The sequence below is a fragment of the Shewanella sp. Isolate7 genome (assembly GCF_022398425.1).
Taxonomy (GTDB): Bacteria; Pseudomonadota; Gammaproteobacteria; order Enterobacterales; family Shewanellaceae; genus Shewanella.
Genome location: NZ_JAKEVJ010000019.1, coordinates 23,234 through 45,027, shown reverse-complemented (window position 1 = coordinate 45,027; position 21,794 = coordinate 23,234). Strand labels below are relative to the sequence as shown.

The 21,794-nt window shown below is 56.8% G+C and carries 13 protein-coding genes; 8 read left to right on the top strand and 5 right to left on the bottom strand.

What is annotated here, in order from left to right; translation table 11 throughout:
- Window position 1: 1 nt before the first annotated feature.
- Window positions 2-700, bottom strand: a complete 699-nt coding sequence (locus L1D47_RS06710) for a DUF998 domain-containing protein (protein WP_041509130.1) — start codon at window positions 698-700, stop codon at window positions 2-4.
- Window positions 701-1,170: 470 nt separating this feature from the next.
- Here L1D47_RS06710 and L1D47_RS06705 point away from each other — a divergent pair, with 470 nt between their 5' ends.
- From L1D47_RS06705 to L1D47_RS06695, 3 genes are all read left to right on the top strand, one after another.
- A complete protein-coding gene (locus tag L1D47_RS06705) occupies window positions 1,171-2,526 on the top strand; it encodes a YjiH family protein (protein WP_239883335.1) in 1,356 nt (451 codons plus the stop codon).
- A gap of 251 nt (window positions 2,527-2,777) precedes the next feature.
- Window positions 2,778-6,449 carry a two-component regulator propeller domain-containing protein gene (locus tag L1D47_RS06700; RefSeq protein WP_239883333.1) on the top strand — a complete coding sequence of 1,224 codons (3,672 nt, stop codon included), beginning with the start codon at window positions 2,778-2,780 and terminating at the stop codon, window positions 6,447-6,449.
- 116 nt (window positions 6,450-6,565) lie between these two features.
- Window positions 6,566-8,329, top strand: a complete 1,764-nt coding sequence (locus L1D47_RS06695) for a GNAT family N-acyltransferase (protein WP_239883331.1) — start codon at window positions 6,566-6,568, stop codon at window positions 8,327-8,329.
- Between the two features lie 467 nt (window positions 8,330-8,796).
- On the opposite strand, the gene dapE is transcribed toward L1D47_RS06695, so the two are convergent.
- On the bottom strand, window positions 8,797-10,086 hold the full coding sequence (gene dapE / locus L1D47_RS06690) for a succinyl-diaminopimelate desuccinylase (RefSeq protein ID WP_239883329.1): 1,290 nt from the start codon (window positions 10,084-10,086) through the stop codon (window positions 8,797-8,799).
- A 184-nt stretch (window positions 10,087-10,270) separates the two neighbouring features.
- Between dapE and L1D47_RS06685 the strand changes: the two genes are divergently transcribed.
- A complete protein-coding gene (locus L1D47_RS06685) occupies window positions 10,271-10,699 on the top strand; it encodes a CBS domain-containing protein (protein ID WP_239883319.1) in 429 nt (142 codons plus the stop codon).
- A gap of 129 nt (window positions 10,700-10,828) precedes the next feature.
- On the opposite strand, the gene L1D47_RS06680 is transcribed toward L1D47_RS06685, so the two are convergent.
- Complete coding sequence (locus L1D47_RS06680) at window positions 10,829-12,187, bottom strand: NCS2 family permease (RefSeq protein WP_041509127.1); 1,359 nt, start codon at window positions 12,185-12,187, stop codon at window positions 10,829-10,831.
- A gap of 509 nt (window positions 12,188-12,696) precedes the next feature.
- On the opposite strand from L1D47_RS06680, the gene torE reads away from it, so the two are divergent.
- The 4 genes from torE to torD are packed head-to-tail and all read left to right on the top strand — an operon-like array spanning window position 12,697 to window position 17,238.
- Window positions 12,697-12,867 (top strand): trimethylamine N-oxide reductase system protein TorE, encoded by a 171-nt coding sequence (torE, locus tag L1D47_RS06675; RefSeq protein ID WP_239883317.1) that lies wholly within the window; start codon window positions 12,697-12,699, stop codon window positions 12,865-12,867.
- Between the two features lie 31 nt (window positions 12,868-12,898).
- On the top strand, window positions 12,899-14,077 hold the full coding sequence (gene torC / locus L1D47_RS06670) for a pentaheme c-type cytochrome TorC (protein WP_239883315.1): 1,179 nt from the start codon (window positions 12,899-12,901) through the stop codon (window positions 14,075-14,077).
- Window positions 14,078-14,089: 12 nt separating this feature from the next.
- On the top strand, window positions 14,090-16,576 hold the full coding sequence (torA, locus tag L1D47_RS06665) for a trimethylamine-N-oxide reductase TorA (RefSeq protein WP_239883304.1): 2,487 nt from the start codon (window positions 14,090-14,092) through the stop codon (window positions 16,574-16,576).
- Between the two features lie 26 nt (window positions 16,577-16,602).
- Window positions 16,603-17,238 (top strand): molecular chaperone TorD, encoded by a 636-nt coding sequence (gene torD, locus L1D47_RS06660; protein WP_239883302.1) that lies wholly within the window; start codon window positions 16,603-16,605, stop codon window positions 17,236-17,238.
- Window positions 17,239-17,267: 29 nt separating this feature from the next.
- On the opposite strand, the gene L1D47_RS06655 is transcribed toward torD, so the two are convergent.
- Both L1D47_RS06655 and torS read right to left on the bottom strand, forming a co-directional pair.
- The gene (locus L1D47_RS06655) at window positions 17,268-18,494 is read right to left on the bottom strand and encodes a DEAD/DEAH box helicase (protein WP_239883300.1); all 1,227 of its coding nucleotides are present in this window, start codon (window positions 18,492-18,494) and stop codon (window positions 17,268-17,270) included.
- A 163-nt stretch (window positions 18,495-18,657) separates the two neighbouring features.
- On the bottom strand, window positions 18,658-21,738 hold the full coding sequence (gene torS, locus L1D47_RS06650; protein WP_345778758.1) for a TMAO reductase system sensor histidine kinase/response regulator TorS: 3,081 nt from the start codon (window positions 21,736-21,738) through the stop codon (window positions 18,658-18,660).
- Between the last annotated feature and the right edge of the window lie 56 nt (window positions 21,739-21,794).

The following is a 21,794-nucleotide window of genomic DNA, read 5'->3' as shown; positions in this document are numbered from 1 at the left end:
GTTAATCGAGTCGACGCATCTCTCGCTGGGTCCACACCAGCGAGAGCAACCACCCCATAAAGCTAAACAGGGCCGCCCACTCCATGATCACCGGAAAACGGATCTCGGGTCTTGGCTCGACCATCACGAGATCATGATAAAACCAAGTCCCGTTAGCCACCATGCCATCATCGGTATGGGCCATCAGGATAAACACCAAGAGCAACCCCAGCGTCAGGCCAGAGAGCAACAGGCTGCCGCGCAGGGCAAATCGCTTGGGTCTGCCTCTGCGTCTTAGCAGATAGATAAGATAGGCCGCCACGCTCATCGCCGCGAAGTAGAAGAAATATTCTATGCCTAAGATATGCAAGTGGTAGACGTTAACCGGAAACAGGCCGACACAGGCCAGCGCCAGCAACGACGACACCAACACAGAGAAACTGGTCAGCACCCAGGGGCCATCGCTGTTTTGCAGGGCAAACAGGGCAAACAACACCAGGCTCAGGCTACCAAAGAAGAGACCACCGTTAAACACGACGGCAAGCTCGGAGTGGCCATACTGACCCAGCTCACTCAGGGAAAAATTAAAGAAGCTAAAGCCCTGGCCGCTGTAATCGCTAAATCCTAAGCTAGCCGCCAGCAGGCCGATAAGATGTCCTAAGAGTCCAAGCAAGCCAAACCTAAATGCTAATTTAGACAGTTTCTGCTCTTTTGAAGTCATAGGTCCTTTATCATTTAACACACTCATCGGTTAACCATATATGGAATCAGAAATTTTTGCAGAGGTCTAGCGCATATTTCTGACACGAACGGCATAAAATCTCGACAGAAATCATACCTTGAGAATAATAGCGCACCATCCCAATTATGAGACCTCCCAGCTCCAACAGTCCGCCACCACGCAACAGCGCTGCAACAATCACACAACCTTGTTTTCAAAAGAGTTTAACCAATATTTACCTAGCCTAGCGCTTGGCAATTTAGGTACAATATAAATAGTCATAAAGTGCTAATAACTATGCTGCGACGGTGAAACCGTTCACCAAGCATTATAATCGTTTTACATCACTGGACTTAGGGGGTAACCTTCCCCGCTTATCTCATGAATGGATATTCAGAGTGTATTGATTAACGGATCTTTGAGTAGATGGCGACCCATGCTTGGGAAGCTAAGAATAAAGGCTAAATAAAGTGGCTGAAAAACAAACCCATAACATAAAAACAGTGCTGACGTTTCTAGTCCCCTCCATTATCGGACTGTTACTCTTCATGACCCCCATTAGCTATCAAGATGCCATCACGATCCCCATCGCCATCGTATCTAAGGGGCTGCAAAACCTATTGGGCGATAGCATTGTCGCCATCGTCACCGCTATTGTGGTGCTCACCGCTATCGCGACGCTGATTTGTAAGCTGGCAAAACCAGCGATACTCGAGCGCTATCCCTTCTTTGGTGCCTTGCTCGATGTCAGCCCCATGTGGACCCTGGTGCGTGTCCTGGGCGCCATCTTTATCGTGCTGACCTTTACCGGCACTGGGCCTGAGGCGATTCACTCGGGTAATACCGGCGCACTCGTACTCAACGACCTGCTGCCCGTGCTATTTTGCGTGTTTATCTTTGCCGGCATGTTGCTACCACTGCTGCTAAACTTCGGCCTGCTGGAGCTTTTCGGCACCCTGCTGACCAAGGTGATGCGCCCCGTGTTCAACCTGCCCGGCCGCAGCGCCATCGACTGTATGGCCTCCTGGCTGGGTGATGGCAGCGTCGGCATTCTGATGACCAGCAAGCAGTATGAATCCCGTTTCTACACCCAGAGAGAGGCGGCGGTGATAGGCACCACCTTCTCGGCGGTCTCTATTACCTTCTCACTGGTGGTGATCTCCCAGGTCAAGCTGGAACACCTGTTCGTGCCCTTCTATCTCACCGTCTGTCTGGCCGGTGTCGTGGCGGCGATTGTCGTACCAAAACTGCCACCACTCTCTTGGAAGAAAGACCACTACATAGATGAGATGCCGCGTCACCCTGACGATGAAGTGATCCCCCACGGCCGCGGCGTATTCGCCTGGGGCCTAGAGCTGGCACTGGCCAAGGCGGCCAAGGCCGACGGTGTGGGTCACACGGTCAAAGATGGTCTGAAGAATGTCATCGACATGATTTTCGGGGTGATTCCTGTGGTGATGGCCATAGGTACCGTGGCGCTGATGATCGCCGAATACACGCCTATCTTTAACTATCTGGGCATGCCCTTTATTCCACTGCTGGAACTGCTGCAGGTGCCGGAAGCCGCCGAGGCCTCTAAGACCATAGTGGTGGGCTTTGCCGACATGTTCATTCCCTCTATCCTGGCCAGCTCCATCGAGTCAGACATGACCCGCTTCATCATCGCCGCCATGTCGGTGACCCAGCTGATCTACATGAGTGAAGTCGGTGCCCTGCTGATCGGCAGCAAGATCCCGGTCAATATCGTCGAGCTGTTTGTCATCTTTATCCTCAGAACCCTGGTCACCCTGCCGGTGATCGCCGGTGTCGCCCACCTCATCTTCTAGGGCAGAGACGTTAAACGCAAAAGGGCAGCTCAGGCTGCCCTTTCTTATGGCCAAAACGGCACATTATCTTATTCATTCAACTCGCTATTTCCCCAAAGACTTCTAAACTTAAACACTCAAGAAGTGCTCGTTTTATGGGGGGCCATGAGGATATTTATCTCTCCCAATTCCCCAAAAACTGAGTGCCAAACAGCCCCCTAGATCACAAGGGCCAAGTTATGACTTGCAAATACACGAGTTGGCGCGCCTAGATGAGAGCTTTCATCCTCTTACTCCTGCTTTTGGTGAGCCAGCACAGCCAGGCCTTCAGCTATCAGCCGCAATTCGATTCATTCGGCGCCAAGGAGGGGCTGTCGATGAACACGGTCACAGATATCGTCAACGACAAGGATGGCCATCTGTGGGTCGCCACCCAGGCCGGGCTCAACCGCTACGATGGAAAGCGTTTCAAGATCTTCGACACTCGAGATGATGAACGCGGCCCCTCGGCCAAATTCATCAAGAAACTACATTTCAGCCGCAATACCCTATGGCTTATCACCCGTAACGAAGGGATCAACCGCTATCACGCCGACAGTGGGCGCTTCGAGCCCTTCAACGCCAGTAACAGTCCGCTACCCGACGATATCGTCGACCTGGACGAAGACGCCGAGGGCAACCTCTGGCTCGCCACCGCCGACAACCGCCTGCTCTACTACTCCCCCGCCAGCAATAAGCTGCTGGCCACCCTGGACAGCAGCAACACCCCGGGCCTGCCCGGCGGGCGTATCAACACCCTATATCGCGATAGACAGGAGAGGCTCTGGATTGGCACCCTCAACGGCCTCGCCAGCCTTAAACAGACGCAGGACAAGGTTAGCCTAACCCAATATGCCCAGGCCGAGCTTCGCGGCGTCTCCGCCATCGAGGCGGGTAAGAGTAACACCCTCTGGGTGGGCACCCAGACCCGCGGCCTGTTTCTGCTGGATATCACCAACGACCAGGCCATGGCTATCGACTCCGTGCCCGCCAGCGCCGCCTTCTCCATTTCCGCCCTCAAGCGAGACAAGTTCGGCAGCCTCTGGATTGGTTTTCGCGCCCAGGGCTTAGCCAGATATGAGCCAAGCAGTGACGAGCTCCACAGGCTCAACGCATCCGCCGAGAACCGTTACAGCATCAACAGCCCTGTCATCACCTCGCTATGGGTAGATAACGAACTGCAGCTGTGGATCGGCAGCAAGGGCGGCGGCCTGAGCAAGACCTTTCTCGACGCTCAATATTTCGGCCACGTGCATGGCTTTAGCTTCATCGACAACAACCTGCTTAATGTGGACATTCGCAGCCTGCTGGAGGACAGCCAGGGTACCCTCTGGGTCGGCACCGCCAGCGGGGTCTATCGGGGGCTAAAAAACACCAGGGGCGAACTGGCAGGCTTTGCACCCTTCCATGTGCAAAACCCCAGGCTGGGTAAGGCCTTCGTCAGTTTCATCAAGGAGGATGCCAGCGGCCAGCTGTGGATAGGCACCCGGGGCGATGGCCTCTTCATCTATACCGCCGACAAGCAGAGCTATATTCACTATCTAACAGATGCCAAGAGCCCAAACAGCCTGCCCAGCAATCAGCTGTATTCACTCTATTTCGACCATAAGGGGACCCCCTGGATCACCAGCAGAGATGGCGGCGTCGCCAGATATGCTGGCATAGCAACAGGCTTTATTAGTGTGCCGCTCCCCATCAAGACGGTCACGGATATGCTGCAGGACAGCGACGGCAACTATTGGCTCACCTCCTCCAGCGACGGCCTGCTCAGGCTTGCGGTCGATAGCGAGATCACCCACTTTTCCACGCATACCCCCAATGCCTTGCCCAAGCACCTGTTCTCCATTATCCCTGGTGACAACCACAGCCTGTGGATTGCCAGCAACGAGGGGTTGCTGCATTTCAACACCCGGGATTTCAGCAGCCGGCTGTTTACCACGGCAGATGGCCTGATCGACGATACCATCTATCTGCTGTTCGCCGACCAGCGCCGCCACCTGTGGCTTGGCACCACCAAGGGGCTGACCCACCTAGACCCCGATAGCCTAAAGATCACCAACTACACCGACCTCGATGGCATACAGGACAACGAGTTTAACTTCGGCGCGGCGGCACTGGGCAGCGATAACAGCCTCTACCTGGGGGGCGTCAACGGCTTCAACCACTTTAACCCGTCACAGCTCCCCAGGCGTCAGCCGCCAACCCTGCCAGTGATCACAGATCTCTTTGTCTTGGGTCAGGCTCAGGGGCTGCCGGATATGGACAAGGGCACCCCCAGGCTGCCACCGGCCTTGACCCTATCCCATACCGCCGACATCTTCTCGCTGCATTATCACAGCCCAGATCTGCACAACGCCACCCGGCTCAGCTACCAGTACCGCCTGCTTGGGCTCAACGACACCTGGATAGCCGGCTCGCCGGAGCAGGTCGCCTACTTTACCGGGCTCAATCCAGGTAACTATCTGTTTGAGATCCGCGCCAAGGATATAAATCAGCAATACAGCCCCATCAGGCGCCTGCAGATCATGCTGGAACCGGCCCCCTGGCAGTCGCCCTTCGCCTACACCTTTTATTTCACCCTGACCCTGATGCTGGTGAGCCTGATCTTCTATCGCAAGTGGTCCCAGTATCAACAGCAGGCGGCGCTGCTGCATGAGGTGGCCGAGAGCGAGCAGCGCCTGCAGCTGGCGCTGTGGGGCAGCGGCGACGAGTTCTGGGACTGGAATATTGTTCATGGCAACGCGACCCGCACCAATACCTTCCTCAAGTATCCGGAACAGGAAGAGGAGCTTAAGAAGACCATCGCCAGCTGCGTCCACCCGGACGACATCCCCAAGGTGTCTCGGGTCGCCAAGGAGTGCATTAACGATCAGATAGATAAATTCTCCCTCACCTATCGCGGTCTGGCGCCCGACGGCGAGTGGCTCTGGGTACTCAATCGCGGCCAGGTGGTGGAGCGTGACGAGATGGGCAAGGCGGTGCGGATCGCCGGTACCATCAAAAATATTCAGCAGCAAAAAGAGACAGAGCATGCCCTGCGCGAGCTCAATCAGCGCCTGGAGCAGCGCGTAGCCGAGCGCACCCTGGAGCTGCAACAGCGTAACGACGAGCTAAAGCACACCCTGGATGAGCTGGAACATACCCAGGGCGAGCTGATGGACAAGGAGAAGATGGCGGCGCTGGGCGGTCTGGTGGCCAGTATCACCCACGAGGTCAACACCCCCATCGGCATCAGCGTCACCGCCGCCTCCCACCTGCAGGAGAGCGTCAAACATTTCGACCAGCTCTATCGTCGGGGCGAGATCACCGAAGAGGATTTCGAAGAGTACCAAACCGAGGTGGCCGAGTGCTGCCGCCTGGTTCTGGCTAACCTAGAACGCGCTTCTAAGCTAATTGCCAGCTTCAAACAGGTCTCTGTGGATCAATCCCACGAGGATGTGCGTGAGTTCGACCTACACGCCTATCTGGAGGAGATCTTTATCTCCCTCAACCCCATGCTGTCACGTACCCCTCATGAGTACAGCTATCACTGCCCCGAGAAGCTGATCATCAGGAGTACCCCGGGCGCCTTCTACCAGATCGTCAGCAACCTGTTTAACAACTCGGTGATCCACGCTTACCCAGATGGTAGGTCGGGCCAGCTGAGCCTGGAGGTGACACGCACAGATGACGGCATCTGCATCACCTACCAAGACGATGGCTGCGGCATGCCGGAGGATATCCAGGCCCAGGTATTCCAGCCCTTCTTCACCACCAAACGAGGCAAAGGCGGTAGCGGCCTGGGAATGAATATTGTCTCTAACATAGTCACTCAGGTGTTGAAGGGAGAGATCAGCATAGACTCTCAGGAGGGACGCGGCAGCACCTTCATCATACGTCTGCCCGACAGCCTCATCGTGCAGTAGGCGTCATCTGGCTGCAATAATTTGTTCATCTACTAGTCAAACTCCCCTCTTACTCTGACGCTATGGCTAGGGTGTCTCCATAACGAGCACCAACCCCTACACAGCGAGCAGATCCCATGCAAAAGATGATTTTTACCGTAGACGATGTGGTTGCCAACAACCTGCCCAAGCTCAATCAGAGCCCCTGGCTGGCGACCCCCACCAAGGCACTGCTGCGCTATTTCCTGATGGAGAAAGAGTGCCATGCCATCACTCAGGAGTTCGATTACCTCGAGGGCGTAGACTTTATCGAACAGGTACTGGCCAGTTTCAACTTCACCTATAGCGTGCCCAGCACCGAGGTCGAGAATATCCCCAGCGAGGGACGGGTGGTGATCTACGCCAATCATCCCATCGGCTCCCTCGATGCCCTGGCGATGATCAAGCTGATCAGCAAGGTGCGTCCGGATATCAAGGTGGTGGCCAACGAGCTGTTGATGGCCCTTGAGCCGCTGCACTCCATCCTGCTGCCCGTACGCAACATGACAGGCGGCACCCCCAAACAGCATCTGGAGAAGATCCACCAGCACCTCAAGAGCGAAGGCGCCGTGCTGATCTTCCCTTCTGGCGAGGTGTCGCGTCTGCGCCCCAATGGCGTACGGGATCTGCACTGGCACAGCGGCTTTTTGAAGATCGCCAAGGCCTGTCAGGCGCCGCTACTGCCCATGTTTGCCGACGCCAAAAACTCGGCCACCTTCTACGGCGCCTCGATGATCTACAAGCCCCTGGCCAGCCTGCTGTTGGTCAAGGAGATGTTTAAGCAGGCCAAGCGCACCATGCCCCTGCGCATAGGTCAGCTGATCCCCAAGGAGGTGGTGGCCAGCAGCGATTTCCCGCTAAAGACCCAGGTAAAGCTGCTCAAGAACCACCTGTACCGTATCGGCAAGAATTGCAGCCCCCTGTTTAAGACCCAGAATGCCATCGCCCACCCCGAGTCCCGCAGCGACCTGATCGAGGCCCTGTCCCAGTGCGAACTGCTCGGTCAGACCCACGACGAGAAGCTTATCTATCTCTATCGCCACAAGCAGAGCAACCCCATCATGCGCGAGATTGGCAGGCTGAGGGAGATCGCCTTTCGCGCCGTGGGCGAAGGCAGCGGCAAGCGCCGCGACACAGACAAGTACGACGCCGACTATCTGCATCTGGTGCTCTGGGACCACAAGGCGCTGGAGATTGTCGGCGCCTACCGCTTCGCCAGTGCCAAGCACCTCTACCAGGATGAGGCTAAAGGCCTCTACAGCCAGTCGTTGTTTCAGTACCGCGACGAGTTCGCCCCCTATTTCGAGCAGGGGCTGGAGCTGGGGCGCAGCTTCGTGCAGCCTAAATATTGGGGCAAGCGCAGCCTGGACTATCTCTGGTTCGGCATAGGCGCCTTCCTCGCTAAACACCCACAATATCGCTACCTGTTCGGCCCTGTTTCCATCAGCGACGCCCTGCCGGAGCAGGCCAAGGCGATGTTGGTCTACTTCTATCAGACCCACTTCTGCCCGGTTCAGGAGCTGGCACACGCCAACAGCCGCTACAGCTTTACACCTGAGCAACACGAGCGGCTCGATGCCCTGTTCCCCGGTGAAGACTATCAGGCGGAGTTTAAGCAGCTCAAGCAGGCACTCGCCAGCATGGGCGCGGCGGTTCCCGCCCTGTATAAGCAATATGGCGAGCTGTGCGATGGCCTGGGCGTAAGCTTCCTCGACTTTGGCATAGACGCCGAATTTGGCGACTGCATCGACGGCCTGGTCCTGGTCGACACCCACAAGCTCAAGGCGAAGAAGCGTGCCCGCTACATCGACTGCCACCTGCCCGAGCTCAACACCGGCGGCGAAGATAGCCAATTGAAATAGTCAGTTAAAGTAGCCAGTTAAAGTAACCCAATAGCTGTTACAGATTGCATAAACCAAAAGACGCCCTGAGGCGTCTTTTTTGCCGCCTTAATTTGAGCGCTTAGGTGGTGATGTAAGTGGCGAGCTAAATGGTGAGCTAAGTGACTGTCTTAGTAGCCTCGCAAGATTGCTTGGTACTTAGTGCTTAGTGCTTAGGAAGGTGCGAATAAGTCCCGTGCTTGCTCTGCGTGTGCTTAAAGTGGATAGATGCTAGGCACAGTTTGCAGCGAATGGCCCTAGTCCTTCGCAAGAACTGTAACGCAGCAAATACCGCTGTAAGCCTCGCCCTGCGGGGCTTTGATAGCAACACCATTTCGGCGTTATTCAACTTCAGCAGGCCTCGGCATGCCCTCAGTTGAATGCCTTGAACTGTCACTGCTATCAAAGCCAGAGCTGTGCGACGACTTGTTCGCACCTTCCCTTAGTGATTAGCGGTGAAAGCGCATCAGCAGGGCGCGATAGATCTGATACAGGCGTACTATCTGCGCCAGCCCCACCCGCTCGTTGACCTGATGTATGCTGTGGTTAGGTAACCCAAGTTCGATCACCTGAGTCTGGTGGGATGACAGGAAGCGCCCATCCGAGGTGCCGCCCGAGGTGGATAGACGGGGAAAGCTGGCGGTCACCTCGAAAATCGCCGCCTCCACCTGGGCGATCAGGCTCTGCTGGTCATTTTCCTGGGTATGATAGGGAGTACAGCCGCGCTCCCAGCGCAAGTTAATGGCATCCTTGCCTAAAGCCAATGCATCGAGACAGCTTTGGATCCGCTCGATAATCCCCGCCTCGCTGTAACGATAGCTGTAGCGGATGTTAAAACAGATCTCACAGCTGCCCGGCACGATATTGTCGGTAAAGCTGCCCGAATCCACATGGGTGACCTGTAAACTGGTGCCGGGAAAGTCATCGCTGCCCTCATCCCAGCTAAGGGCCTCCAATGCCTGCATCACCCGCGCCGCCATGTGCAGGGCGTTGACGGCATTCTTAGGATAGGCCACATGGCCCTGTTTCCCTTTGAGTTGCAGCCGGGCCGAGATGGCGCCGCGGCGGCCAATCTTAATCACATCCCCTGCCTGTTTATCGGCGGTCGGCTCGGCCACCACACAGTATTTAGGTAGACGCTGCGCGGCCGCCAGGCGCTCTACCAGGGCGCGGGTACCAAACTCGGCCTCGCCCTCTTCGTCGCTGGTGACGATAAACTGCCAATTGGCCTTGGGTAGGCCATAACAAGCGATATGATCCTCAACCGCCGCCAGCATCACCGCCAGCCCAGATTTCATATCGACCGCGCCGCGACCTATCAAGGTTTCGCCCATCAAGGTGGCGGCAAAGGGCGGCGTCTGCCAGCGACTCAGATCGCCAGGCGGGACCACATCCGTGTGGCCGGCCAGTGCCAGCAACGCCGGACGCTCGTCCAAGGATGCCAGCAGATTGCTTACCCCATAATCCTGATAGTGGCTCACCACAAACCCCATGGCCTCAAGCTTTACCCCTAGCCACCGCTGACACCCGGCATCGTCTGGGGTAATGGAGGGGCGGCGCATCAGCTCACGGCAGTAACGCACCGCCTTATGCTGACTCAGATCAGCCTGGTTTAAATTCGCCTTATTTAAACTAGCATGACTCGAATCAGTTTGGCTCGGCTCGGAATAACCAAGCGCCAATAAATTGGAATCTGAGTAAAGAGGTTCGGCCCGATAAGCCAGTGGCATCGATTTCATCTTTTTGCCCTGATGCGAAGATAAACCCTGCCATTAAAAGGCAAGCTCATGACATTTATGTGAAATTTAGATGGTCATTTGTTGAACATTCATTTATCTGTTATAACTGGAAACAGGTGATACTTCACCAAAGTTACTGAGAAACATACAAAACTCAGCATTCCCCTAAGTCTCAGGAGTCGCCATGGAAATTCGGGTATCGGAGATCATGAGTACCAGGGTCGTCACCATAGATATGGATGACAGGCTCACCATAGTCAAAGAGATCTTTGACAGCGCCCCCTTTCATCACCTGCTGGTGGTCGAAAACGACAGCTTGCAGGGAGTGCTGTCCGAGCGCGACTATCTGCGCACCCTCAGCCCACACATCGGCAGCATAGGCGAGACCGAGCGCGACAGCGACACCCTGCACCGCCGCGCCCATCAGGTAATGAGCCGTGATCCCATCACCATAGCCCCCGAGGCCGACATCAAGACCGCCAGCCAACTCATGCTGGCACACGACATAGGCTGCCTGCCTGTGATGGTCTTGAACAAGATAGTGGGCATCATCACCTGGAAAGATCTGCTGCGGGCCTTCAGTCAGGATGAGCTGGTTCCCCAACAGGAATAGTGCTCGCCAGTTTTGTAAAATGCCTTGCTTAACGACCTCGAACGACAACCTTAAAACGACAAACCCAGGTCAAATGACCTGGGTTTGTATTATTTGAGCGGCAGCTCAAAGCTGCTGAGTAGGTACTTTCTAGATAGCCCAGCCGCCCATGTAGAAGACCACCAGACCGATAGTGATGGCTAACACACCGGGTTTCAGCGCGCGCCACTCACCGCTGGCCAGACGACCAATCACTAAGGTGACGAAGCCCAGCATGATACCGGTAACGATATTACAGCTTAAGATGATGAACACGGCGCAGGTCAGGCCCGCCATGGCATCGACCTTGTCGTCGAAGTTCAGCTTGGTCACATTGCTCAGCATCAAGAGGCCCACATACATGAGCGCAGGCGCGGTAGCATAGGCTGGCACCAGGTAGCTTAGCGGTGCAAGGAACACCATCAACAGGAAGAGGACACCGACTATGGTGGCAGTCAGGCCCGTCTTACCACCGGCCGCGGTACCCGCCGCCGACTCGATATACACGGCCGCCGGCGCACCGCCGACTGTGCCTGCGAAGATGCTGCTCACCGAATCTGAAGTCAGCGCCTTTCCGCCGCCGACGATATTGTCTTTCTCATCCAGCAGTTCCGCCTGACCGGCTACCGCACGTATGGTGCCCGTGGCATCGAAAATCGCCGTCATCACCAAGGCCAGCACGATAGGCAGCACCACAGGATTAAGCGCGCCCATGATATCCAGCTGACCGATGAGCGACTTGTCAGACATCAAATCCGGCAGGGCAAATAGGCCCTGATAGGTCACGCTTGGATCAAACGCCAGGCCAAACACGGAAAGCGCGATGATCACCAGCAAGATACCACCAGGCACACCGCGGCGCTCAAGGCCAATGGTGGCCGCCAGGCCGATAACGGTCGCCAGCACAGGCAGGCTATGGATATCGCCGAGCTTCACCGGTAAGCCCGTGTCGTTGGCGACAATCAGGTGCACGCTGTTGGTGGCGATCAGCAGCAGGAACAGGCCGATACCTATGCCGGTACCGTGGGCGATCCCCTTAGGCAGGTTGGTCAGTACCCACTGACGTATGCCGGTCACACTTACCAGAGTAAAGACCACGCCCATGAGGAAGATGGCCCCCAGGGTCACAGGAATAGAGATCCCTTGGCCCAGCACCATGCTAAAGGCGGTAAAGGCGGTGAGCGAGATGGCACAGCCAATCGCCATCGGCAGGTTGGCCCAGAGTCCCATCAAGAGCGAGCCAAAGGCGGCGATGAGACAGGTGGCCACGAAGACGGCACCCGGGTCGAAACCGGCGGCGCCCAACATGTTAGGCACCACGATCACCGAGTAGACCATGGCGAGGAAGGTGGTAAGGCCGGCTATCACCTCTTGGCGCAGCGTACTACCACGGGCGGTAATGGAAAAATAACGGTCAAGCAGGGAGCTTGCAGGTACAGCGGGTGCAGCGAGAGTCTGTTCAGACTTCATAGTAGTTACCTTTTTTGATCTCTTAATTTGGAAGGCTGTGGCAAGTTAGAGCCCCACGACATATGTCTGTGGGTGAGAGATCCACTGAGTACTTATTGGTGTACCCTAACGTGACCTGCAAATCGGTAACCATGGAGATACCGACCTTTTAAGGTAAGCAAACACTTACCCATAACACAGCCTTTGTTGGCGGCGCATTCTACAGCAAAGAGAGTGGCATAAACCAGAGCAAGCTAACAATTCGCCAAACTTTTGTACAAGTTTCGCCAAGGCTTCCTTTTTCGAATCCAAGGTCCTAGTTCAATCTAGCATCCGCCACCTAGGACATTAAGTTATCTTGTTTATTATCAAGTGGTTAATACGGATAAAAAACCAGGCAAATCATACAACCGCATTTCATTCATATTTTTTCATAACTTGTCACTCTTGGTTCATGCCAGGCATCACCCCTATTCACATCCCTTCTCTACCATGCAGGCATAGACAAAGATCAACTAAGAGAGTCTGTCATGCCATCACACCCAATAAACCAAACGCGAGATCAGGATAAGTCCAGAGAGCTCAAAGCCCTTGGCTTCATCATATTGCTGCTCTTCCCGATCCTGACCGTCACCGGCATCAGCGCCTATGGCTTCATCATCTGGATGATCCAGGCATTCAGCGGCGTCGTCGCCCATTAACCCATTACTAAACTCGAGAAAGGATGTTGCTATGAAGTGGTTTATCACCCTTTGGCGTACCCTCAACAAACCCGCCAAGACCCTTACCCTGGGCGCCATCAGCCTGTCAGCCTTCCTGATGGGCATCATCTTTTGGGGCGGCTTTAACACTGCCCTCGAGGCGACCAATACCGAAGCCTTCTGTATCAGCTGTCACAGCATGGAGAGCACGCCCTACAAGGAGCTGCAAGAGACTGTGCATTGGTCTAATCACTCCGGTGTACGCGCCACCTGCCCCGACTGCCACGTGCCCCACAACTGGAGCCGCAAGATTGGCCGCAAGATAGAGGCCTCTCACGACATGTGGGGTTGGCTGCTACAGACTGTGAACACAGAAGAGAAGTTCGAGGCCAAGCGTCTGGAGATGGCGAGCCGCGAATGGAAACGTTTCGATCGCGACAACTCACTGGCCTGTAAGAACTGCCACAACTACGACTCGATGAAGTGGGACGAGATGTCCAAGTTGGCCCAGAAACAGATGAAGCGTGCCGCCGAGCTGGATCAGAGCTGCATCGACTGCCACAAGGGTATCGCCCACAAGCTGCCCGACATGGGTACCTCACGCGCCCCTGAGCTTATCGCCCAGGTGGGGTCTGGCGAGAGCAGCCTGGTTATCGGTGAGAACTACTTCAGCGCCCTGACCAAGCCACTGTTCTTCAACGAGAAGACCGATGTCGAGGCAGGCACCCTCAACATTGCCACTAAGATAAAGGTGCTTGAGCTCAAGGGCCAACGTGCCAAGGTGGGCATCGACGGCTGGCGCAAGAAGATAGGCGCAGGCCGAGTGATCTACTTCGATTTCGGCATGAACATCCTCTCGGCGCAGCTCTCGAAAGATGCCGCCTTAGAGCCAGGCGTCATGGAAGTGTTCGAAGAGCAGCAAGATCCCCTCACCGGCCTGACCTGGCAGCGCGTCGAGGCCAAGATCTGGGTGGATGGCGACTATCTGGTGAAAGACCTGCAGCCGCTATGGGACTACGCCCGCGACACCTATTCCAGTAGCTGTAGCGTGTGTCACACCCAGCCCGACGAGGCGCACTTTGACGCCAACACCTGGCCTGGCATGTTTCAGGGAATGATCGCCTTCGTCAACATGGACCAGGACACCCAGGCATTAGTGCAGAAGTACCTGCAAGAACATTCATCTACTTTCGACAAGTCAGCGCACTAACAGGATAGCATCATGAACAGAAGAGATTTTCTAAAAGGCCTCGCCGCCAGCTCCTATGTCACCCTAAGCGGCTCGTCACTGTTGGCACCGCTCAACGCCCTGGCTAGCACCAGAACCGATAAGGTGTGGAAAACTACCGGCTCCCATTTCGGCGCCTTTAAGATGACCCGCAAGAACGGCGTCATCGATCAGGTGATTCCTTTCGACCTAGATAAATACCCAACCGACATGATTAACGGGGTAAAGGGCCTAGTCTATAACCCGTCGCGGGTACGCTACCCTATGGTGCGCCTCGACTTCCTGCTCAAGGGTCACAAGAGCAATACCCAGGAGCGCGGCGACTATCGTTTCGTGCGTGTCACCTGGGACAAGGCGCTGTCGCTGTTTAAGGACTCATTAGATGATGTTCAGACCAAGTATGGTCCATCTGGGCTACACGCGGGCCAGACCGGCTGGCGCGCCACGGGTCAGCTGCACTCCTCCACCAGCCATATGCAGCGCGCGGTAGGAATGCACGGTAACTTCGTCAAGAAGGTCGGCGACTACTCCACCGGCGCCGGTCAGACGATTCTGCCCTACGTGCTCGGCTCGACCGAGGTCTACGCCCAAGGCACCTCCTGGCCGCTGATCCTCGAGCACAGCAACACCATCATCCTCTGGTCGAACGACCCCTATAAGAACCTGCAGGTGGGCTGGAACGCCGAGACCCACGAGTCGTACGCCTATCTGGCGCAGCTCAAGGAAAAGGTGGCTCAGGGGAAGATCAGGGTGATCAGCATAGATCCCGTGGTCACCAAGACCCAGAAGTACCTTGGCTGTGAGCAGCTCTATATCAACCCACAGACAGACGTGGCCCTGATGCTGGGTATCGCCCACGAGATGGTAACTCAAGCGCTACACGACAAGGCCTTCATCGACGGCTACAGCCTGGGCTTCGATGAGTTCCTGCCGTACCTCATGGGTGAGAAAGATGGCATCGCCAAGACGCCTGAGTGGGCCAGCAAGATCACCGGCGTCAGCGTCGAGATCATCAAAGATCTAGCCAAGGTGATGACTAAGGGCCGCACCCAACTCATGATGGGCTGGTGTATTCAGCGCCAACAACACGGCGAGCAGCCATACTGGATGGCGGCGGTACTGGCCACCATGATAGGCCAAATCGGCCTGCCCGGCGGCGGCATCAGCTACGGCCACCACTACTCCAGCATAGGCGTACCTTCGTCGGGTGCGGCGGCGCCTGGCGCCTTCCCGCGTAACTTGGATGAGGGCCAAAAGCCTCTGTTTGACAGCAGTGACTTCAAGGGTGCCAGCAGCACTATCCCTGTTGCGCGCTGGATCGACGCCATCTTGGAGCCGGGCAAGACGATAGATGCCAACGGTAACAAGGTCACCTACCCGGACATCAAGATGATGGTGTTCTCGGGCAACAACCCCTGGAACCACCATCAGGACAGAAACAAGATGAAGCGCGCCTTCCACAAGCTGGAATGTGTGGTCACCATAGACGTGAACTGGACGGCTACCTGTCGCTTCTCTGACATAGTGCTACCGGCCTGTACCACCTTCGAGCGCAACGACATCGACGTGTACGGCAGCTATGTCAACCGCGGCGTCCTGGCAATGCAGAAGATGGTCGAGCCCCTGTACGAGAGCCTGTCGGACTTTGAGATCTTCACCCGCTTCGCGGCAATCATGGGTAAAGAGAAGCAATATACCCGCGGCCTGACCGAGATGGATTGGCTGAGAAAGCTCTACGACGAATGTAAGGCGGCCAACGCCGGTAAGTTCGAGATGCCTGACTTCGACACCTTCTGGCAGCAAGGTTATGTGCACTTCGGTGAAGGCCAGCCTTGGACACGTCACAGCGATTTTAGAGAGGATCCCGAGATCAACCCGCTGGGCACACCATCGAGCCTTATCGAGATCTTTAGCCGTAAGATCGCCCAGTTTAACTATGACGATTGTCCTGGCCACCCCACCTGGATGGAGAAGAGCGAGCGCAGCCACGGCGGCCCCGGCTCAGACAAGTACCCCATCTGGATGCAGTCTTGTCACCCGGATCAACGTCTGCACTCACAGATGTGTGAATCTGAGCAATACCGTGAAACCTATACGGTTCAGGGGCGTGAGCCTGTCTACCTCAACCCGCTGGATGCCAAGGCTCGCGGCATCAAAGATGGCGACCTGGTTCGCGTCTTCAACGACAGGGGGCAGCTACTGGCGGGCGCCCGGGTATCGAACCGCTTCCCTCAGGGAGTGATCCGTATCCACGAAGGCGCCTGGTATGGTCCGGTCGGCAAGGATGGCAGCAAGCAAGGCGGCAACGAGATAGGCGCCCTGTGTAGTTATGGCGATCCCAACACCCTGACTCAGGATATCGGCAGTTCCAAGCTGGCACAGGCCTGCGCCGCCTACACTTGTCTGGTGGAGTTTGAGAAGTTCAGCGGCAAGGTGCCTGAAGTCAGCGCCTTTAGCGGTCCAATAGAGATCGGCCGCTAAGCGGGCCGGGTCAAAGGAGAAACAAGATGAACCAAACATCGATTAACCAAACAGCGCAAAACCAGGCGCGAGCCAGAGTCTACCGCCTGCTGTCGGATCTGTTTGCCAAAGAGATAGATCATCAGCGCCTGACCTGCCTGCAAAGCAGCGAGGCGCAGGCCTTCTTTGACCTGCTCGCCACCGATCCCGAGCTGGCACCTGAGGTTAACACCCTGCAGCAGGTACTGGCAGGCCTCGAGGATGAGCCCGCCCTGCTCAATCTTGCCGCCGACTTTTGCGGCCTGTTTCTGGTGGGCGGCAAGCAGAGCGCCAACCCCTATGCCAGCCTCTATCTGACGCCTAAGGAAGACGAAGAGCAGCCTTTGCTCTTCGGCGACCAGCATCAGGAAATGCTGGCGCTGCTTAAGCAGAGCCAGCTGCAGGTGCAGAGCGACTTTCCCGAGCCCGCCGACCATATTGCGGTGATCTTGGCCTATGTCGCCCAGCAGGCCACTCGCCTGGATGATAAAGACCAACTGGCCTTTATCGCCCAGTACCTAGATGCCTGGTTACCCGAGTTTGCCATGCGGGTGAGTGACAGAGACAGCGACCGCTTCTATCAGGCCCTCGCCCGGCTTACCCAAACCTGGGTACGCCAGGATTGTGAGGGGCTCTCGGCCTAACCCCTGATATTAACGTTAACGGCTGACAACTAGCGTCTGCCGCCCTGGCCGCGCCGCTTGGCGCGGCGTTTCTGCGCCGCCTTGCCATGGCGACGGGGATTGGGGTCCGCCTTGGTAAGATCCGGCTCGAAACCGGGTAGCCATTGCTGAGGCAGACGCTTATCCAGCAGCGCCTCAATCTCCTCCAGCAGCAAGGCATCCTCCTCGCAATAGAGGGTGACTGCAACCCCTTGTTTGCCCGCCCGGCCGGTACGGCCGATACGATGCACATAGTCCTGCACCACATAGGGCAACTCATAGTTGACCACATAGTCGAGAGACTCGATATCTATCCCCCGCGCCGCCACATCTGTGGCCACCAGCACCTTGACGTCCCCTTTGCGGAAATCACCTAGCACCTGCTCGCGGGCGCCCTGACCCAGATCCCCATGAAACGCTTTGGCGGCTATGCCTTGCTCACTCAGGCGCGCAGCCAGTTTATCGGCGGCGACCTTCTTGCGACTAAACACCAACACCCGCTGCCAATCGCCCTTGTTAATCAGGTGCGACAAGAGGGCAAACTTACGCTCGCTGTCCACCGCATAGACCCTCTGCTCGACGTCCTTGCTGGCACTGTTTTGCGCACTAACCGCTACGCGTTTAGGTTGGCTAAGCCAGCGATGACTAAGCTCGAGTACCTTGTCATCTAAGGTGGCGGAAAACAGCAGGGTCTGACGCTCACTCGGCAAGAGGGCCAGCAGCTGGGCTATCTCATCGGCAAAGCCCATGTCCAACATGCGGTCCGCCTCGTCGAACACCAGATGCGCTATCGCATCCAGCTTAACCGCGCCGCGTCTGTGCAGATCCAGTAGGCGACCAGGAGTAGCCACTATCAGCTCCACCCCCTTGGCGAGCTGCTGACACTGAGCGTCTATGCTGACACCGCCATAAACCAGTCCCGCCGACAGCGAGGTGAAACGCGCGAGAGCCACTATGCCCTGATGCACCTGCACTGCGAGTTCTCGGGTGGGCACCAGCACCAACGCCTTTGGCGAAACAGGGGAAGTCCCCTCGCCTTCTTGTTCAAGCAGGTGCGCCAAGATAGGTAAGGCGAAGGCCGCCGTCTTGCCAGTGCCCGTCTGGGCCGATGCCATGAGATCCCCGCCGCCGAGCACCAAGGGGATCGCCTCGGCCTGGATCTGAGTCGCCTCGCGAAACGCCAGCGCTTCTAGCGCCTGTTGCAGAGGGGCCGGCAGAGACAATTGAGAAAATAACATAGGTGAGGATCCCGCTTAGGTTGACTATGGTTGCTAATGGTTGCTAATGGTTGCTAATGGTTGCAAATAGTTTGCTCTAGACGCGCTATTAGGCGCGCAGTGTAGCAGATTTCATCCAGGTCTCTAGTAGATTTCCCCGCCCGGCGGGGCACTGCAGAGCAGATTAAACCGCCTGGGCTAGCCGCGTCTCGAAGGCGGCAACCGACTCACGCCAAAGCTGTTTAAGCGCCGCAATATCAGATGCCTTCAGCGCCTGATGTTCCAGTTGTTGGCAGCGCCGTGTCATCCTAAGCATGCCCATGTTGGCGCTGCTGCCCTTGAGGCCGTGCACTAGCTTGCCACAGGCCTCATTCTTGCTATCTGTTGCCACAGCGTCCACTAATGCCTCAAGTTGCGTCAGCTGCGCCTCGCTAGAGCTAAGGTAGAGGCTAAGCATCTCGATCATCGCCGCCTTGCCGAGGCAGTCGAGATCCGCCTGGAACTGATTGCTATCCAGCAGAGGGGGCTCATGCTGCGACGCCTTAGGCGTTTCATTCTCTGTGACTTGCGCCGTGACGTTAGCGACTTCTATTACTTCAGTTGCTTCTATTACTTCTGTGGCTTTGGTTGCTGTTGATAGCGGGCTTGATGATTGCAATGCCCGTCCCAGCCAGCGCATCAAGGCCTGCATGTTCAATGGCTTAGCCAGGATCTCATCGAAGCCTACCTCGCGATAACGCTCAAGATCCTGAGGCTGTAGCTGAGCGGTAAAGGCGGCAAAGGGCACACCCGGGGCAGCCTTGGCACGCAATCGGTTCAGCAGATCTATACCTGAACCGTCGGCAAGCTGAATATCCAGCATCACGGCATCAAAACCCGCTTCTTTATCCTCGAAAACTGCCACCGCCTCGGCGCAGCTCGGCGCCAATATCCCCTCATGACCAAGATGAGCCAGGAAGCCCTGAGCCACCATGGCATTGACCTGATTATCTTCCACCACCAGCACCCGCTTAGGCGCGACCTGAGGGACGATATCTGTCGTGCTCTGCGCCGGCGCCTCACAGGCGATCAGCGGCAGGCTAAAACCGAAGGTACTGCCCTTATTGACCTCAGTCTCTACCCAGAGTCCCTCATCGCTCGCCCCCATCAGGGTGACCAGCTCCTTGCTGATCGCCAGTCCCAGGCCGGTGCCCCGGCTACGCCCCTGGTTGGGCTGGGCGCTATAGGCGGTAAACAGGCGCGGCATAACCTCCTCGGGGATCCCTAGGCCGGTATCGCTCACCGCGAAATGGATGCGCTCCCCCTGGCGATGTACCCTGAGACGGATCTCCCCTTCCGGGGTAAACTTGATGGCGTTGCCCAACAGATTAAATAACACCTGACGCAGCTTGGGGCCATCCAGGCTTACCCACTCGGGCAGCTGGTCTCGCTCGAGGCGCAGCGACAGGCCGGCGTTGCCCGCACCGGCAAGCATGATGGCCACCACCTCATCCAGCAGCTCGTTGATGGCCACGGGTCGCAGCTCGTTAGTCAGCTTACCCTGCTCCAGACGGGAGAAATCGAGGATATCGTTCAGTACCGTCTGCAACAGCGCGCCGCTGTACTGCGACAGGGCGAGCATCTGTTTCTGCGCCGTCGGCAGGGATGACTCGGCCAGCAGGGTCAAGGTGCCGAGCAGGCCGTTGAGGGGAGTGCGGATCTCATGGCTCATGGTGGCCAAGAAGAGGGACTTGGCCTTGTCCGCCGACTCGGCCAACTGTCTCGCCTGAGCATGGCCCTTCACCTCGGCATCGAGGCGGCGATTGGCCTGAGCCAGCTCCTGGGTTCGCTCCTGTACCGTGGTCTCCAGCGACGCCTTGTGAGCCGATAGCTCATCGGCCGTCTCCTGCAATGCCGACTGCAGACGCTGATTATGATCTGTCTTCTGTTTAAAGGCATCGATGGCCGAGGCCATGGCGGTCAACTCGTCATCCCCATGGGGATCGAGCGCCACCTGAGTATCCCCCTTGCTAAGGCGTGCCAGGGCATCGGTCGCCTCATGCAGCCTCAGCGCGATCCCCCTGTAGATCACCCGGTAGACCACCAGCAGGATCAGTACCAACATCACAAGGCCCGTGCCCCAGAGTCCGGCCTTGGCCCAGAAGAGTTGACGTAAAAAATCGCCTCTCGCCTGCTCCGCCTGGGTTTGCTGAGCCTTCATGGCCGAGTCCACCAGGCTATTGAGCTGGCCCAGCTTATCGCTCAGTCGCTGTAGCTGGGCCGTCTGAGAGGCAAGCACCTTGGCATAACGGCGCTGCAGCATGAGCTTATCGCCGACGCCGCGCAAGATATCTAACTCATGGGCCAACTCGGCCGCCCGCACCGGATCGCGCACCACCCCCTTGAGCAGCTCGAGCGGCATCAGATCGGGCTGAGTGGCTAGCAGATCGCCGCTCGCCTCCCTGGTTGATGCGTTAACGGCATCATTACCTGGGGCACCGCCCTGGGCCTCGCTCGGCTGCAATCGATATTCGCTGCCGGGCTGCTGAGTCACCACCCGCGACATGCTGACCAGCACCTTAGTCAGGCCCAGATGTTGCTCGGGCGACTGCAGCAGCTGACCCACCAGTGCCAGATGATGAATGAGGGCCAGGGCGCGATTGAGACGCGCCTGTATATCGAGCTCTTTCTCTATGATGGTATCGAGCAGGTAGCCGCTTTGTGTCGCGCCGGCAACCTCGGGATAGGCCTGGCTCAACTTGGCCAGCACGGCCGAATCGACTACGGCCAGTTCCGCCTCCAGCAGTTCGATTGCCCGCCCGGAAGCATCCACTAGGGCCTCGCCATCCCCCCTCAACTGCTTGGCGATCGCCAGGCGCTCTCCCACCTGATGCCCGAGTTGAGTGAGATCATGGATGATCTCCGCCGCCCTGGGCCCCAGGTGGCTATCGCCTTGCAGATTCAGCGACTTGAGACGAGCGATGGCGCCGAGCAGGTTGCCGCTCTCGATGGATAACTTGCGGCCGATAAAGGCGCGCTCCGCCTCCTCCTCGACCCGCTCCAGTGCCTGGGCATTGTCTTGCAGCACATTGGCCGACTGCATCAATTGACGCGCGGCTTCAGAGGCGGGCAGTGCCTCTTCATAGAGATATTGGTCGGCAATCTTCACCCAATAGAGGGAAATGCTGCCCAGGCTCACCAGCAGAAGTAAGAGCAGGGCCAGTAGGCTGAAGGCCAGCATCAATCGGCCGACTAAACTTTTTCCTGAGAGTGATAAAGCGCCCACATGGCTCCCGTTTAACTGTTACAATGAATCAATAACATGCGTCTGGTTACATTATA

Excerpts from the sequence above, each read along its gene's own strand:
- dapE (WP_239883329.1), bottom strand. The coding sequence starts at position 10,086 with ATGAAATCGATGCCACTGGCTTATCGGGCCGAACCTCTTTACTCAGAT.
- L1D47_RS06700 (WP_239883333.1), top strand. The coding sequence starts at position 2,778 with ATGAGAGCTTTCATCCTCTTACTCCTGCTTTTGGTGAGCCAGCACAGC.
- torE (WP_239883317.1), top strand. The coding sequence starts at position 12,697 with ATGCCATCACACCCAATAAACCAAACGCGAGATCAGGATAAGTCCAGA.
- torA (WP_239883304.1), top strand. The coding sequence starts at position 14,090 with ATGAACAGAAGAGATTTTCTAAAAGGCCTCGCCGCCAGCTCCTATGTC.
- torD (WP_239883302.1), top strand. The coding sequence starts at position 16,603 with ATGAACCAAACATCGATTAACCAAACAGCGCAAAACCAGGCGCGAGCC.
- torC (WP_239883315.1), top strand. The coding sequence starts at position 12,899 with ATGAAGTGGTTTATCACCCTTTGGCGTACCCTCAACAAACCCGCCAAG.
- L1D47_RS06695 (WP_239883331.1), top strand. The coding sequence starts at position 6,566 with ATGCAAAAGATGATTTTTACCGTAGACGATGTGGTTGCCAACAACCTG.
- L1D47_RS06710 (WP_041509130.1), bottom strand. The coding sequence starts at position 700 with ATGACTTCAAAAGAGCAGAAACTGTCTAAATTAGCATTTAGGTTTGGC.
- L1D47_RS06655 (WP_239883300.1), bottom strand. The coding sequence starts at position 18,494 with ATGTTATTTTCTCAATTGTCTCTGCCGGCCCCTCTGCAACAGGCGCTA.
- L1D47_RS06685 (WP_239883319.1), top strand. The coding sequence starts at position 10,271 with ATGGAAATTCGGGTATCGGAGATCATGAGTACCAGGGTCGTCACCATA.
- L1D47_RS06680 (WP_041509127.1), bottom strand. The coding sequence starts at position 12,187 with ATGAAGTCTGAACAGACTCTCGCTGCACCCGCTGTACCTGCAAGCTCC.